A 14,725-nucleotide genomic window follows, 5' to 3' on the forward strand; every position below is an offset into this window, starting at 1 on the left:
TTCATTACTAACCTCGTAAAAGCTACAAGCAAAAAAGAGGTAATGAGTATCTGTGGATATAGCTATGTGTTTTTAGATGAAATTTGGACTATATAATACATGTGTTTGGTATTAATTGGTATACTGCAGGTTTTTATAGCATATTTCTATGTTATAAAATCTAAATAATTACTCTTATTAATTACTTCAAAAGTAGCATCCGGATAGGCTTTTGCGAAAGCGGCAGGAATCTTGACTTTTTTAGTCTCATTCCATTTAAACTCAAATCCTGACAATTTATCAGCTGTTTCTTCAAGCCAGTCTAGTTCTTGCTGATCATAAGTGCGCCAGAAATAATTATTGCTTTTTATTTTTAAATAATTTTGCTTTTTAACTCGTTCTACTGCCAAGTAATTTTCCCATAAATAGCCCACATCTGTTCTGGAATCTAATCGATTGAAATTATTAATGATGCCGTTTCTAATGCCATTGTCATAAAAATACCAACGACTGGATTTCACAATTTCCTTTCGAAGATTGCGACTGAACCCTTCTACTTTAAAGATAATAAACACTTTAGAAAGCAAATCCAAATAAGTAGCAACTGTATTTTTAGACATTTGCAACTGATTTGCTAATTCCTGCAACGAAACTTCTTTTCCTAATTGATACGCTATCAAACGCAGCAAATCATATATTTTATCGGCGTGTTTTATTCCTTCAAAAACTAAAATATCTTTAAGTAAATACGAATTGATGATTTCATACAAATACTCTTTTTTATCCTCCCAATCTGAATATTGAATCAGTTCCGGATAACTTCCAAAAAGTAATCTTTCCTCTAATTTTTCTGTAGTTTGTTTGTAATTTTCGTATTTGGAATATTCCATTTGTGCCAATGGAAAAAGATATAAGGTGTTTTTTCGTCCTACCAATGGTTCGCCAAGAGTATTGTTTAAATCAAATATCGAGGAACCTGTCGCAATTATTTTTATTCCTTCAATAGAATCCACAATTAGTTTTAGAATAAGTCCAATATCAGGAATCGTTTGGGCTTCGTCTATAACCAATAAATCAATATTGAGTAATAATCGTTTGTAATTCCCTACTGAACGTTCTTTGAGTAAATTAGCGTCATTGATATCTTCTCCGTTCAATTGCAAATAACTTCCGTCAGGAATGGTTTGAAGGTAATTTTTTAGTAGTTCGGTTTTTCCAACACGACGAGCGCCCAGTAAAATTAATACTTTATTAGGAAGTACTTTTTTACCAAAATCTTGAAATAGTGCTCTTTTTAAATAATTTTCCATTCTATTTGATTTAAAAACCTAAACCAAATATAATCAAAAAATAGTAATTCAGTCAGTGCGTTGACTAAATTAATGTTAATTCAGTCAACACACTGACTGAATTAACATTAATTCAGTCAATAAAAGATTCTAACAAGAAATTTTATCTACTCTGTTTTGGTGTCTTCCACCTTCAAATTCAGTATTTAAGAACGCTTCTACCATTTCTACTGCTTGTGGAATTGAAGTAAAACGAGCGGGAATACTAATAATATTTGCATTATTATGAAGCCTTGTTAAAATAGCTATTTCTTTTGTCCAGCATAAACCTGCTCTAACTTTTGGATATTTATTCACCGTCATGGCAATTCCATTTCCGCTTCCGCAAATTACAATTCCAAAATCAGCTTTTGCTTCTGATACATCTTTTGCAACAGCATGACCATAATCAGGATAATCAACACTATCTGCCGAATCCGTTCCGTAATTAGTTACTTCATGTCCTTTTGCTTTAAGCATTTCGACAATTGCTTTTTTGTAATCTGGTCCTGCGTGATCGTTTCCTATGGAGATTTTCATTTTATATGTATTAAGTTGTGTGGTGCAAATTTAAATAAAGAAATTTAGTTTTGCCGAATTTAAATCTTGCTTCTTTAATAGATTATTACAATTGAAATAAGGCAATAAAAATTAATATGATTATCCTTTATAACACCTATTAAAAAATGGTTGCCACAAATTACACGAAAAAACACTAATTTCTTAAAATTCTAATTAAAAATTCGTTTAAAAATTGGTGTAATTCGTGGAAAAAAAATATTTAGCCAACTTAACGGATTAACATAAAGAAGGAAAATTAATAGTAGACTTTATAACTGTCAGATTACTATTTGATTAGCAGTTATCAACAATTTTAATAAATATATAAATAGCTGTGAATCAATGTAGATTTTATATTTAAAATGTTAAAAATTTACATTGTTAATAGCAAAATGCAATCGCTTGATATTCAGTTAACTTTAAATTAACACAAGATGTTCATAACTTTAGATAGAATATTAGAAGTTTTTTTGGGTTGTAATGAAAAAATAAGTAATCCAAAACCCACATTAGAAATCCAAATTTAGTTCGTTGAATTTTTAGAATAGTTATCAATATTAAAAAGTAGTTTATCAACAAAATTTTAAAAAGTACTTATTTACAAAAACTATTCTTTTTAGATTATTAACCATTGTTAATTAAAATTCAAAAAGACTTTAAAACGAATACTTTAGTATAAAATAACTATGTTGATAAGTCCGTATAACATCTTTAAACTTGATTTCAATACATTTTAAAATAAATTTATTGCGACTATTAACACCCTATAATAACAACCAAAAAATAATTTAAATTTAATTTTTCTTTTTGTTTATATTAATATATGTTGACAACTTTGAAAAAATTAGAATTCAAAAAATAGATTTTAGACTTCTTAATTGTTTTAAACGATCGTTAGATTGTTATTCAAGTCGTCTAAAAATTTTTGTACTTTTTCAAAATCATTGATGTGAATTTTAAGCTTGATTCCACCGTAAGCAAAACTCCCAAAAGGATCGACTGAAACTAAGGTTTCGTTTTCAAAAAAATAGTTAATTTTTTCTTGTTCCAATAAATGCTTCAGCACTACAATTTCATGTGAATAATTAAAAATTGCAATTGTTTGAAAGTCTTCCATTTTGATTGTTTTTATAAAGATACAACTATTCTTTAAAGTTATATTTTCTTTAAAACTGTGAACTCTTTACCGATTACAGTTTAGTATTTTGTAATTTTAGACTTTTAAGAACAGATTTATGAGTAAAAGATTAAGAAAGCCGATAAAAAAAGAGAAAGATTTCTCTGATAAAATTCTAAAAATATTATCGCAAAGTGCTAATAAAGCATTCAACTACAAACAAATAGGAGCAAAGCTGGAACTGGATGATACCCAAAGCAGAAATCAAATTATAAAAGATTTGAAGATTCTGGCTTCGCAAAATAAAATTATAGAATCAGAACCTGGAAAATATTTAGTAAAAGCAGTGAGTCAGGATTACTATGAAGGTAAAATTGACATGACGGGACGTAAAACAGCTTATTTTGTTTGTCCTGAAATGGAAGAAGATGTTTTTATTCCAACCAATAATTTGAATCATGCTTTAGACAAAGATATTGTCAAAGTGTATGTTTACAATCGAAGAAAAGGGAAAAGACCTGAAGGTGAAGTGATTGAAGTGATTGAAAGAAATAAAACCGACTTTGTGGGTGTAATTGACATTCAAGCTAATTTTGCTTTTGTTTCTACAGCCAATCCAAAAATGTATACTGATATTTTTATTCCAAAGGATAAAATAGGCGAGGCGGAGCAAGGCGATGTAGTTTTGGTTCATATAGAAGATTGGCCAGCCAGAGCGGATAGTCCTTTTGGTTCCGTAATAAAAGTATTAGGAAAACCAGGAGAACACGATACAGAGATTCATGCTATTCTTGCTGAATATGGATTACCAACAGAGTTTCCTATTGAAGTAGAAACATTTGCACAAAAAATTGATACCTCGATAGAAGAAAGTGAAATTGCCAAACGTCGCGATATGCGAGATACGTTGACTTTTACCATTGATCCAAAAGATGCTAAAGATTTTGATGATGCTTTATCATTTAAAAAATTAGAGAATGGTAATTATGAAATTGGTATTCACATTGCCGATGTTTCCCATTATCTTCAAGAAGGAACAATCCTGGATGATGAAGCGTATCAAAGAGCGACTTCGGTTTATTTAGTGGATCGTGTAGTGCCAATGTTACCGGAAGTATTATCAAATTTTGCTTGTTCATTACGACCAAACGAAGAAAAATATACGTTTTCGGCTATATTCGAAATTACCGAAAAATCTCAAGTGGTGAATCAATGGTTTGGTAGAACAGTAATTTATTCGGACCAACGATTCTCGTACGAAGAAGCGCAATACATTATAGAAACCAAGGATGATGTAATTCCGGAAGAAATTTCTATAACTGGAAGTTCGTATCAGGTTTCTTCAGCAATTGTTGCTGCGACGCTAAAAATGGATGAATTAGCTAAAATTTTTAGAAAAAGAAGAATGGCCGATGGCGCCATTTCTTTTGATAAAGTAGAAGTGAAATTTAATTTAGACGAAGCGGGTGAACCTCAGGGTGTTTATTTTAAAATATCAAAAGATGCGAATCATTTGATTGAAGAATTCATGCTTTTGGCCAATAAAAAAGTAGCAGAATACATTGGAAAACAAAAGAAAACCTTCATTTACAGGATTCACGATGAGCCTAACGAAGATAAGTTAATTGCCATGCAAACGGTAATTGCCAAGTTTGGTTACAAAATTGATTTCCGTAACAAAGGCGATATTTCAAAATCATTGAATGCGTTGATGGAAGAAGTAAATGGTAAAAAAGAACAGAATTTAATTGATACTCTTGCGATTAGAAGTATGAGTAAAGCCAAATATTCTACAGATAACATAGGACATTACGGTTTGGCTTTTGATTATTATTCACATTTTACATCACCAATTCGTCGTTATCCGGATGTCATGGTGCATCGATTATTACAGCATTATTTAGATGGTGGAAAATCAGCCGATGAAGAAACGTATGAAACGAAGTGTGTTCATTCTTCCACAATGGAAGGTTTGGCAACCAATGCGGAACGCGATTCTATCAAATACATGCAGGTAAAATACATGCAGGATCATCAGGATCAAGAGTTTTTAGGTGTAATTTCTGGTGTGACGGAATGGGGAATTTATGTAGAAATCATCGAGAATAAATGTGAAGGAATGTGTAGAATACGTGATATAAAAGACGATTATTACACCTTTGACGAAAAACAATATGCACTAACTGGCGCAACTTCAGGTAAATTATTACAATTAGGAGATGAAATTTACGTTAAAGTAAAAAATGCCGATTTAGTTAAAAAACAACTGGATTTTAATTTTTTAAGAAGAATTGAAGAACCAATTAAATAAAAAAAATGAAAAAATTAGTAATTATTGCCTTTGTATTGTTGACTCAAATAACAAATGCTCAGGTATCCAGAAACTTAGGAGATTTTGATGAAGTAAAAGTATTTGATAAAATTAATGTAAAATTAATTCCAGCTTCAGAAAATAAAATAGTAATAACGGGAGACCGTGCTGATGAAGTGGAAACGGTTAATAAAAATGGAGAATTAAAAATCAGAATGCCTTTTCCAAAACTATTATCAGGTGATGCTATTACAATAAAATTATATTACAAAAATATTGAAAGTATCAGTGCAAGCGAGGGAAGTTATGTTTCAAGTGAAGCTGATTTTAAACAAACGATGTTGGATTTGAATGCAAAATCAGGTGCTGAAATAAACATTGAAATGGATGTTGATAAAGTGAATGTAAAGGCAAATTCTGGAGGAATAATTGATATTTCAGGTAAAGCCACAAATCAAGATGTTGTTATTACGTCAGGTGGCATTCTAAAAGCAAAGGATTTACATACTACACAAACATCAATAAGCGTTGCTGCAGGAGGAAAATCTGAAATACATGCAACTACATTGGTTGATGCAAAAGTAAAAGCAGGAGGCTCTATTTTTATCTATGGTAAACCAAAACAGATTAACAAGGAAGTTTTCATTGGCGGTACTATTTTAGAAAAAAATTAGTACTTTGGTTTAGATTTTATGGTAATAAATTTAAATTTTTAATGATAAACGATATTTTATCTGGTATTCCTTGGGGAATTTTTTTGAGTTTTATGATTGGTCCTGTTTTTTTTATTTTACTGGAAACAAGTATTATAAAAGGATTTAGAGCTGCTTTAGTATTTGATTTAGGCGTAGTTTTAGGAGATATTGTTTTTATTGGAATTGCTTATTTAGGCAGTTACAGGTTGATTCAAAGTTTAAAAGATCAACCGGCACTTTTCATTTTTGGGGGTGTATTGATGTTAGCTTATGGTATAATTTCCTTCATACAATTAAAAAAAGAAGAAAAAATAAACACTGATATTATTGACAGGGAAATAGTGAAAAAAAACTATTTAAGCCTTTTTATAAAAGGGTTTCTGTTGAATATTATTAATATAGGTGTTCTTGGTTTTTGGTTGGCCATTATTATTTCAGTAGGGCCAAAACTAGAAATGCAAACGTCCAGAATGATGACTTTTTTTATATCAGTAGTTGTTTCTTATTTGTTTATTGATTGTATTAAAATGCTATTAGCTAAGCAATTAAAAACAAAACTAACACCTGTAAATATTCTTAAAATTAAGAAAGGAATCAGTATTGTAATGATGGTTTTTGGGATGGTTTTAATCACCCAAGGTTGGTTCCCGGAAGAAAAAGAAATGGTTAAAAAAGCATTTGAAAAAATAGATAAATAAATAGATAATAATTTTTATAAAAACAGTAAAGGCCTTGACTCTAAATTAATTAGATTCAAGGCTTTTTTACTATCTACTATTTAAATTATTTTAGTTTTACTGTAATTAAATCGAATGATTTTTTAAATGAACTTATGTTTCTTATATGTTTTGTAATTTTCAACATCTAAGGAATATAAATTCATTTAAGTTTTTGGTTTATGGCTTATCTATGGAAATTTTTTTGTCTTTTTTATTAAAATTTGACATAAAAAAGGCTTCTATTTCTAGAAAGGATTAGAGGGATCTCCCGATAGCTATCGGGACGGATTCGAACAGTAACTTTACTTAATTTTCCATAAAAATTAGGCATAAAAAAAACCTCCAAATTGCTTTGAAGGTTTTAGAGGCATCTCCCGATGGCTATCGGGACGGATTCTAACGTTATCTTTACTTAATTTTTCTTAAAAATTAGACAAAAAATAACCTCCAAATTGCTTTGAAGGTTTTAGAGGCATCTCCCGATAGCTATCGGGACGGATTCGAACCATAACTTTACTTAATTTTTACTAAAAATTAGACACAAAAAAAACCTCCAAATTGCTTTGAAGGTTTTTGAGGCATCGTCCGGATTCGAACCGGAGTAGGAGCTTTTGCAGAGCCCAGCCTAGCCGCTCGGCCACGACGCCGTAGTTGAACGGATGGCAAAAGTACTTAAAAAGTTTAAAGTTTAAAAGATTAAAGATTAAAAGTTTAAAAAAATATTTTTTTACCCTTTTTAAACATCTCTTATTTAACTTCTATATTCTTCCATTTCGATAGTAACTGCTTCAACATCACCACCAATAGGAGGATTTAGTTTAGAAACTTGTAAAATAATTCTTGAAATTTCAGGGATTTCACTGAAAATTCGGGTTACGATACGATTTGAAACATGTTCTAATAAGTTCGACCGTATGGCCATTTCCTCTTCCACAATGCTATTTAAAAGCACGTAATCCACAGTATCTTTCAAATCATCTGATATACTGGATTTTCTTAAATCGGTTTTGATTTCTAAGTTTACTGAATAATCAGAACCAATTTTTCCCTCTTCAATTAAACAACCGTGGTAAGAGTAGGTTCTGATATTTTTAAGTTTTATGATTCCCATTTTTTATTGGATTGTGTTTTTAAGCAATAAAAAGTATTGCATTTACTTGAATTTAATATCTATTATCTCAAAGTCTATTATCTAATATCTATTTTTTATCTTTGCTAAAATAAAACAAAAAAATGTCAACTGAAGAAAAATCACTCCATTTTATAGAACAAATAATTGAAGACAGTTTATCAAACGGTTTTCCCAAAGATAAATTACGTTTCCGTTTTCCACCAGAACCTAATGGGTATTTACACATAGGTCATGCTAAATCGATTTGCTTGAATTTTGGATTAGGATTAAGGTACAATGCGCCAATTAACTTGCGTTTTGACGATACAAATCCAGCCAAAGAAGAGCAGGAATATGTAGATGCTATAAAGGAAGATTTACAATGGTTGGGTTTCAATTGGGCCGAAGAAAGGTATGCATCGGATTACTTCCAACAATTATACGATTGGGCTGTAAAAATGATTAAAAACGGTAAAGCTTACGTAGACAGTCAATCTTCAGAAGAGATGGCTGAGCAAAAAGGTACGCCTACACAACCTGGAGTTGATGGACCTTACAGAAACCGTTCGGTTGAAGAAAATCTTACTTTATTCGAAGGAATGAAAAATGGTGATTTTGAGGAAGGAAGTCATGTTTTGCGTGCTAAAATTGATATGACTTCGACTAATATGTTGATGCGTGATCCATTGATGTATCGTGTTTTACACCGTCATCACCACAGAACCGGAAACGATTGGAAAATCTATCCAATGTATGATTTTGCACATGGCGAAAGTGATTATATAGAACAAATTTCGCATTCTATCTGTACGTTAGAATTTGTCATGCACCGGGAATTGTACAACTGGTTTTTGGACCAAATTTATGATGACTCAAAAGTAAAACCACATCAATATGAATTTGCCCGTTTGAACTTGAATTACACCGTAATGAGCAAGCGAAAACTGTTGCAATTGGTTCAGGAAAATATAGTAAATGGTTGGGATGATCCTAGAATGCCAACTATTTCAGGATTGAGAAGAAGAGGTTATACAGCAAATTCTATTCGTAAATTTTGTGAAATTATTGGTGTTGCTAAAAGAGAAAATATAATTGATTTTTCACTTTTGGAATTTTGCTTACGCGAAGATTTGAATAAAACGGCTCCAAGAGTTATGGCGGTTTTAGATCCAATAAAATTGGTAATCACTAATTATCCGGAAGATAAAGAAGAATGGCTGGAAGCCGAAAATAATCAGGAAGATGAAAGCGCAGGATTTAGAAAAGTTCCTTTTTCAAAAGAATTATATATTGAAAGAGAAGACTTTTTAGAAGATGCTCCGGCTAAGTTTTTCCGATTGAGTTTAGGCAGAGAAGTACGTCTTAAAAACGCTTATATCATTAAAGGAGAACGTATTATAAAAGATGCTGCAGGAACTATTACGGAGATTCATGTAACGTATGATGAAGACAGTAGAAGCGGAAGTGGGAGCGAAGCCAGTCAACGAAAAGTGGCAGGAACCCTGCATTGGGTTTCTATAGAGCATGCTTTGGAAGCTGAAGTTCGTCTTTACGATCGTTTGTTTATCGATGAAGCGCCAGACAGTCATAAAGAGAAAAATTTCTTGGAATTTATGAATCCTAGTTCGTTACAAATTGTGAAAGGATTTGTAGAACCAAGTTTGGGAACAGTACAATCTGGAGAGAAATTCCAGTTTCAACGTTTGGGTTATTTCAATGTGGATAAAGATACAGCCGAAGGTAAAATTGTATTTAATAAAACCGTTGGATTGAAAGATGCATGGGAAGAAAAAGGCAAAAAAGAAGAAAATTTATTGATGAACACTCAAAAAGAAATCAATAAATATGTAAAAGAAAAGGATGAAAACAATGCCAATTTGATTTTAAACAGTATTGTTGATAACATAAAAAGTATTGATAATTACAGTTTAATCATTCAGACTATTGTCAAAAATATCAAGAATGATAATAACTCGTTGTTGTTTTCAAATTTGATTTTGCATCATTCAGATAAAGTGCAGGTAAAAGATATCGAAGAAGAAGCTTTGACAAAATTATATACGATGTCATTAAAAAGTCAAATGGCAGCCGTTAGAATTTTAGCCATTGAAAATTTACAAAATGATTTGAATAATTTTACTCTTTTCAAAGTTCAACTTTCAGAATTAAAAACGAACGAGAAAAACGAAAAAGTGTTACAATTATTAAATGATCTTAAAATATAAGGTTTATTTTTTAAATAGATTTTATCAATCAAAAGCTCTCTTTTTAGAGGGCTTTTTTTATTATTGTAATTTCTTATAAAAACACTATTTTTAATACTTTTTTTCAATCAAAAACGACACCTATAAATCGATTCTAAGACCGTTTTTTAGAATAAATAACACTCAATACGAAATTCAAATAAACGTGTAACAGCTTGCTTTTATTTGCTTTTTGCCTTGTAAAATTGCACTTTAACGAGTTGTTAACGGGTTGTTGTTAATAAATCCGTATCTTTATGAAACAAACTTTTAAAATTTAGAATTATGTCGAATAATGCAGGAAATACATTGGTGGCTGTTTTAACCGGAGTAGCTATTGGAGCTGGAATAGGAATTTTGTTTGCACCAGATAAAGGTTCTAAAACAAGAGGGAAAATTAAAGATGGTTTTGATACTGCATCTTTAGAATTGAAAGATAAATTCACAAGTGCAAAATATGACTTAGAGGAAACTTACGAAGAATTGGTTTCAAATATGAGTCACAAGACCGAAGATGTAATTTCTTTCTTAGAAGAAAAATTGGCTGAATTAAAGAGGCAGAACGCTAAACTTCAAAAATAATTTTGATTTACCTATTGTATCAAATCCTAAAAATAAACCCATGGCTTTTGAAGAACTAAAAGAAAATACAGAAAACATTCAAGAACAAGCCAAAGCTTATTTAGAAAGCACTGCGGCTTATTATAAATTGCGGGGTTTCAAGGTTGCAATGAAATCAACAACCATGATAATAAAGTTTTCATTGATTTTATTATGTTTTAGTATGGTTTTATTGTTTTGTTCTGTAGCCGCCGCGTTAGCTATAGGCATAGCTTTAGACAGTTATGCTTTGGGATTTTTAATCGTTGGTGGAGTTTATCTTTTGATAACAGTAATTTTATTTTCTATAAAAGATAAAATCGTTGAAGGACCAATTTTAGAGAAATTTTCAGAAATCTTTTTTAACGACTAACTTATGGAAACCAAAAAATATACATCCTATGCTCAAATTGATAGGGAACTGGAAATTTTAAAGATTGAAAAAGAAATCAGTTATCAAAAAATGGCTTATGGTTTTCAAAAAACGAAAGAAAACTTAACACCGCAACACATTGTAAGTGATTTAATAGGAAATTATAGTTCAGCAATACCTTACGGAGTGCTTATTAAAACAGCTTTTCCTTTTATTTTGAATACAGCTGTACCTTTTGTTAAAAGGTGGATTTCAAACAAAAAAAGAGGCAATTAAGCCTCTTTTTTTATAGATTTTAGTAAATTACTCTTCTGTTTCAGGAGTTTCAGGTTTCTCAGGAATTTGAGATCCTATATTATTTTCCTCTGTTTTTGGTTTTGGCTTTCTGCTGGCTTTCTTCATCATTTCACCCACTTGGTTGGATGCACTAAAAGATGCAATCATATTATTGAGCATGTCGCTTCCAGCTTGTGGAGAATTGGGTAATAAAATCAGATTTGAATTTGTGTCAGCACCAATAGCTTGCAAAGTATCATAATGTTGTGTTACTACAATCAATGCCGAAGCTTCCTGAGAGTTTATTCCAACTCTGTTCAAAACATCCACACTTTCTACTAAACCTTTGGCAATTTCTCTTCTTTGGTTCGCAATACCTTGTCCTTGTAAACGTTTGCTTTCTGCTTCAGCTTCGGCTTTGGCTACAATTCTAATTCTTGATGCTTCAGCTTCAAATTCAGCTACTGTTTTCTCTCTATCAGCCGCATTAATTCTATTCATGGCATTTTTTACTTGAATATCTGGATCAATATCAGTTACCAAAGTATTGATAATCGTGTATCCATAAGTAGTCATGGCTTCATTCAATTCTCTTTTTACCGCAATGGCAATATCATCTTTTCTTTCAAAAACATCATCCAGTTTTAATTTTGGAACTTCAGCACGAACAACATCAAACACATAAGAAGTAATTTGATCGTGTGGATATTCCAGTTTATAAAAAGCATCATAAACAGTCTCTTTAATAACCATAAATTGAACTGAAACTTTTAGTTTCACAAAAACGTTGTCTTTAGTTTTTGTTTCGATGATAACATCTAATTGCTGGATTTTTAGATTCACGCGTCCTGCAATTCGATCTATTAAAGGAATTTTCAAATGCAAACCGGATTGTCTGATACTTAAAAATTTTCCAAATCGTTCTACAACAACGGCCGTTTGCTGTTTTACCGTAAAAAAAGAAGACAGTAAAATGAAGAACCCAAAGACTAGTAGGATAATTAACGCAATATTCATAATATTTTTTGTTTTTAGTTAAAAATTATCTCACAATTTACAAAAAAACTTTAGGTTTGTCTTTGTAAATTTCAATTATATGAGAAAGATATCGCTTACTTTATTTTTTGTTTTCATTTCAATGGCAACCTTTGCTCAATATGAATACAGGGATTCAAATAGAATAGGAATTGTTTTTGGAGTCAATCAATTTACTTTAAACACGAATAACTTTCAAACTAAACCTGAATTGGGTTGGAATGCAGGACTTTCTATGCGAGGAAATTTCTATAATAATTGGGACATGGTGTATAACATTCAATTTAGCGAGAATAATTTTTCTGTTGCAACGAACACTTTGACTTTGGCAAAGGAAGATGTTAACTATAAATTGGCGTCAGCTCAAGTGTCTTTACAAGTGAGTTACAGGCTTATTGAAAATCATTTGAGTATTGAATTTGGACCCATTGTTCAAGTAAACGGAAAATTAAATATTGATAACAATGATGAAAACAATATCATTTCTGGAACTACATTATTAGCCAAAGATATTAGAGCCATTTCGAATTTTAATTTTTATCCAACAGTTGGAATCACGTTTGGAGTCCGTCATTTCAGAGCTAATCTTTCGTATCAATATGGAATTAATAATATGCTTGAAAACTTAAACAACAAGAATTTAGGAGTAAATTTCAAAGGAAATCCAGGGATTCTAAACGGAAATTTGATTATTTATTTATAACTAATCACATAAGAATATAATGAAGAAGGCTCAAAATTCACTAAATTAATCATAGTGAACTTTGAGCCTTCTTAGTGAACTTTGTGTTTAAAAAATTATAAAGTTGCTATTGCTTTTTGAATTCTGTTAACTGTTTCATCTTTTCCTATTACTTCAACAATATCAAATAGGTGAGGACCTTTCAGAGCGCCAACCAAACTCAAACGAAAGGGTTGCATTACTTTTCCCATTCCAATTTCGTTTTTCGTCATCCAGTCTTTTACAATGGTTTCGATATTCATAGAAGTGAAATCGGTAATTTCCTCCACAACAGAGATTAATTCCTGCATCAATGCTGGTGTTTCGGCTTTCCAGTTTTTGCTTGCTTTTTCATCATAGGCTGTTGGAGCCACAAAAAAGAAATCACTCATTTCCCAAAATTCAGAAGCAAAATGCGCACGTTCTTTGATTAAAGAAACCACTTTTGTTAAGACACTTTCCGTTACAGAAAACCCTTTTTCAGCCAAAATAGGAGCATAGGCTTTCGCCAAAGTTGCATCTTCCTGTTTGATTAAATACTGGTGATTGAACCATTTGTTTTTTTCCGGATCAAATTTAGCTCCGGATTTATGTACTCTGTTCAAGTCAAATGCTTCAACTAATTCTTCCAGCGAGAATAATTCTTTATCTGTTCCGTCATTCCAACCCAATAATGCCAAAAAGTTGATTACGGCTTCCGGGAAAAATCCTTTTTCTCTGTAACCGGATGAAACGCCTTCTGCAGTTTTCCAATCCAACGGGAAAACTGGAAATCCCATTTTGTCACCGTCACGTTTGGATAATTTTCCGTTTCCAACAGGTTTCATAATCAATGGTAAATGTGCAAATTGCGGTGCTTCCCAGCCAAATGCTCTGTACAATAAAACGTGCAAAGGCATTGATGGCAACCATTCTTCACCACGAATTACATGCGAAGTTTCCATTAAATGATCATCCACAATATTAGCCAAATGATAGGTTGGCATTCCGTCACTTTTGAACAATACTTTATCGTCTAAAAGATTCGTTTCAAATTTCACATCGCCACGAATAATGTCATGCAAATGCAACGTTTCATTTACGGGAGTTTTAAAACGGATTACATAATGTTCTCCATCAGCAATTCTTTTAGCAGTTTCGTCTGCAGAAATCACTAACGAAGTGTCCAGTTTTTCTCGGTTATGGTGATTGTATATAAAGGTTTTTCCCTGTTCTTCTTCTAATTTTCTTGCTGCATCCAAAGCTTCGGCTGTATCAAAAGCATAATACGCGTTACCGGAATTGATTAATTCAGCAGCATATTGTTGGTACAAATCTTTTCTTTCGCTTTGACGGTATGGACCAAATTTTTCGTTTTTACCAATAGTCTCATCTGGCGCAATTCCTAACCATTCCAGCGCTTCCATGATATATTCTTCGGCACCTGGAACAAAACGGTTTTGATCGGTATCTTCAATTCTCAGGAAGAAAACACCATTGTTTTTTTTGGCAAACAAATAATTGAATAATGCGGTACGAACTCCGCCAATATGTAAAGGTCCAGTTGGACTTGGTGCAAAACGCACCCGAACTTGTTTAGACATTGCTGTAAATTTTTTTGCGAAGATACAAATTCGATTACTCAATTGGATTATTTGAAAATGAGATAATGTAAGA

The 14,725-nt window shown here is 31.6% G+C and carries 14 protein-coding genes and 1 tRNA gene; 8 read left to right on the forward strand and 7 right to left on the reverse strand.

Going from position 1 to position 14,725, the window contains the following annotated elements; translation table 11 throughout:
• Positions 1–146: 146 nt before the first annotated feature.
• From ACNQGX_RS09105 to ACNQGX_RS09115, 3 genes are all read right to left on the reverse strand, one after another.
• Positions 147–1,289, reverse strand: a complete 1,143-nt coding sequence (locus ACNQGX_RS09105) for an ATP-binding protein (RefSeq protein ID WP_417975583.1) — start codon at positions 1,287–1,289, stop codon at positions 147–149.
• Positions 1,290–1,418: 129 nt separating this feature from the next.
• Complete coding sequence (gene rpiB, locus ACNQGX_RS09110) at positions 1,419–1,847, reverse strand: ribose 5-phosphate isomerase B (protein ID WP_417975584.1); 429 nt, start codon at positions 1,845–1,847, stop codon at positions 1,419–1,421.
• A gap of 904 nt (positions 1,848–2,751) precedes the next feature.
• The gene (locus ACNQGX_RS09115) at positions 2,752–2,985 is read right to left on the reverse strand and encodes a DUF2007 domain-containing protein (RefSeq protein ID WP_417975585.1); all 234 of its coding nucleotides are present in this window, start codon (positions 2,983–2,985) and stop codon (positions 2,752–2,754) included.
• A gap of 118 nt (positions 2,986–3,103) precedes the next feature.
• On the opposite strand from ACNQGX_RS09115, the gene rnr reads away from it, so the two are divergent.
• The 3 genes from rnr to ACNQGX_RS09130 are packed head-to-tail and all read left to right on the forward strand — an operon-like array spanning position 3,104 to position 6,689.
• Positions 3,104–5,296 carry a ribonuclease R gene (rnr, locus tag ACNQGX_RS09120; protein ID WP_417975586.1) on the forward strand — a complete coding sequence of 731 codons (2,193 nt, stop codon included), beginning with the start codon at positions 3,104–3,106 and terminating at the stop codon, positions 5,294–5,296.
• Between the two features lie 5 nt (positions 5,297–5,301).
• Complete coding sequence (locus tag ACNQGX_RS09125) at positions 5,302–5,970, forward strand: head GIN domain-containing protein (RefSeq protein ID WP_417975587.1); 669 nt, start codon at positions 5,302–5,304, stop codon at positions 5,968–5,970.
• A gap of 41 nt (positions 5,971–6,011) precedes the next feature.
• Positions 6,012–6,689 carry a LysE family translocator gene (locus ACNQGX_RS09130; RefSeq protein ID WP_417975588.1) on the forward strand — a complete coding sequence of 226 codons (678 nt, stop codon included), beginning with the start codon at positions 6,012–6,014 and terminating at the stop codon, positions 6,687–6,689.
• A 597-nt stretch (positions 6,690–7,286) separates the two neighbouring features.
• On the opposite strand, the gene ACNQGX_RS09135 is transcribed toward ACNQGX_RS09130, so the two are convergent.
• Positions 7,287–7,357 (reverse strand) — tRNA-Cys (locus ACNQGX_RS09135).
• Positions 7,358–7,461: 104 nt separating this feature from the next.
• Positions 7,462–7,821: a dihydroneopterin aldolase gene (folB, locus tag ACNQGX_RS09140; RefSeq protein WP_417975589.1), complete on the reverse strand. Its 360-nt coding sequence runs from the start codon at positions 7,819–7,821 to the stop codon at positions 7,462–7,464.
• A 122-nt stretch (positions 7,822–7,943) separates the two neighbouring features.
• Between folB and ACNQGX_RS09145 the strand changes: the two genes are divergently transcribed.
• The 4 genes from ACNQGX_RS09145 (at position 7,944) to ACNQGX_RS09160 (ending at position 11,313) form a co-directional block, all read left to right on the forward strand.
• Positions 7,944–10,046 carry a glutamine--tRNA ligase/YqeY domain fusion protein gene (locus ACNQGX_RS09145; RefSeq protein WP_417975590.1) on the forward strand — a complete coding sequence of 701 codons (2,103 nt, stop codon included), beginning with the start codon at positions 7,944–7,946 and terminating at the stop codon, positions 10,044–10,046.
• Positions 10,047–10,349: 303 nt separating this feature from the next.
• Positions 10,350–10,646: a YtxH domain-containing protein gene (locus tag ACNQGX_RS09150; RefSeq protein WP_417975591.1), complete on the forward strand. Its 297-nt coding sequence runs from the start codon at positions 10,350–10,352 to the stop codon at positions 10,644–10,646.
• Between the two features lie 40 nt (positions 10,647–10,686).
• Positions 10,687–11,037, forward strand: coding sequence for a phage holin family protein (locus tag ACNQGX_RS09155; RefSeq protein ID WP_131914586.1), 351 nt, complete (start codon positions 10,687–10,689; stop codon positions 11,035–11,037).
• Between the two features lie 3 nt (positions 11,038–11,040).
• Positions 11,041–11,313 carry a DUF6327 family protein gene (locus ACNQGX_RS09160; RefSeq protein ID WP_417975592.1) on the forward strand — a complete coding sequence of 91 codons (273 nt, stop codon included), beginning with the start codon at positions 11,041–11,043 and terminating at the stop codon, positions 11,311–11,313.
• Positions 11,314–11,340: 27 nt separating this feature from the next.
• On the opposite strand, the gene ACNQGX_RS09165 is transcribed toward ACNQGX_RS09160, so the two are convergent.
• Complete coding sequence (locus ACNQGX_RS09165) at positions 11,341–12,330, reverse strand: SPFH domain-containing protein (protein ID WP_417975593.1); 990 nt, start codon at positions 12,328–12,330, stop codon at positions 11,341–11,343.
• A 79-nt stretch (positions 12,331–12,409) separates the two neighbouring features.
• Here ACNQGX_RS09165 and ACNQGX_RS09170 point away from each other — a divergent pair, with 79 nt between their 5' ends.
• Complete coding sequence (locus tag ACNQGX_RS09170) at positions 12,410–13,051, forward strand: outer membrane beta-barrel protein (RefSeq protein ID WP_417975594.1); 642 nt, start codon at positions 12,410–12,412, stop codon at positions 13,049–13,051.
• A gap of 95 nt (positions 13,052–13,146) precedes the next feature.
• On the opposite strand, the gene gltX is transcribed toward ACNQGX_RS09170, so the two are convergent.
• Complete coding sequence (gene gltX / locus ACNQGX_RS09175; protein WP_417975728.1) at positions 13,147–14,652, reverse strand: glutamate--tRNA ligase; 1,506 nt, start codon at positions 14,650–14,652, stop codon at positions 13,147–13,149.
• Positions 14,653–14,725: the final 73 nt, after the last annotated feature.

The sequence above is a fragment of the Flavobacterium glycogeni genome, assembly GCF_048286775.1.
In the GTDB taxonomy this organism is placed as follows: domain Bacteria; phylum Bacteroidota; class Bacteroidia; order Flavobacteriales; family Flavobacteriaceae; genus Flavobacterium.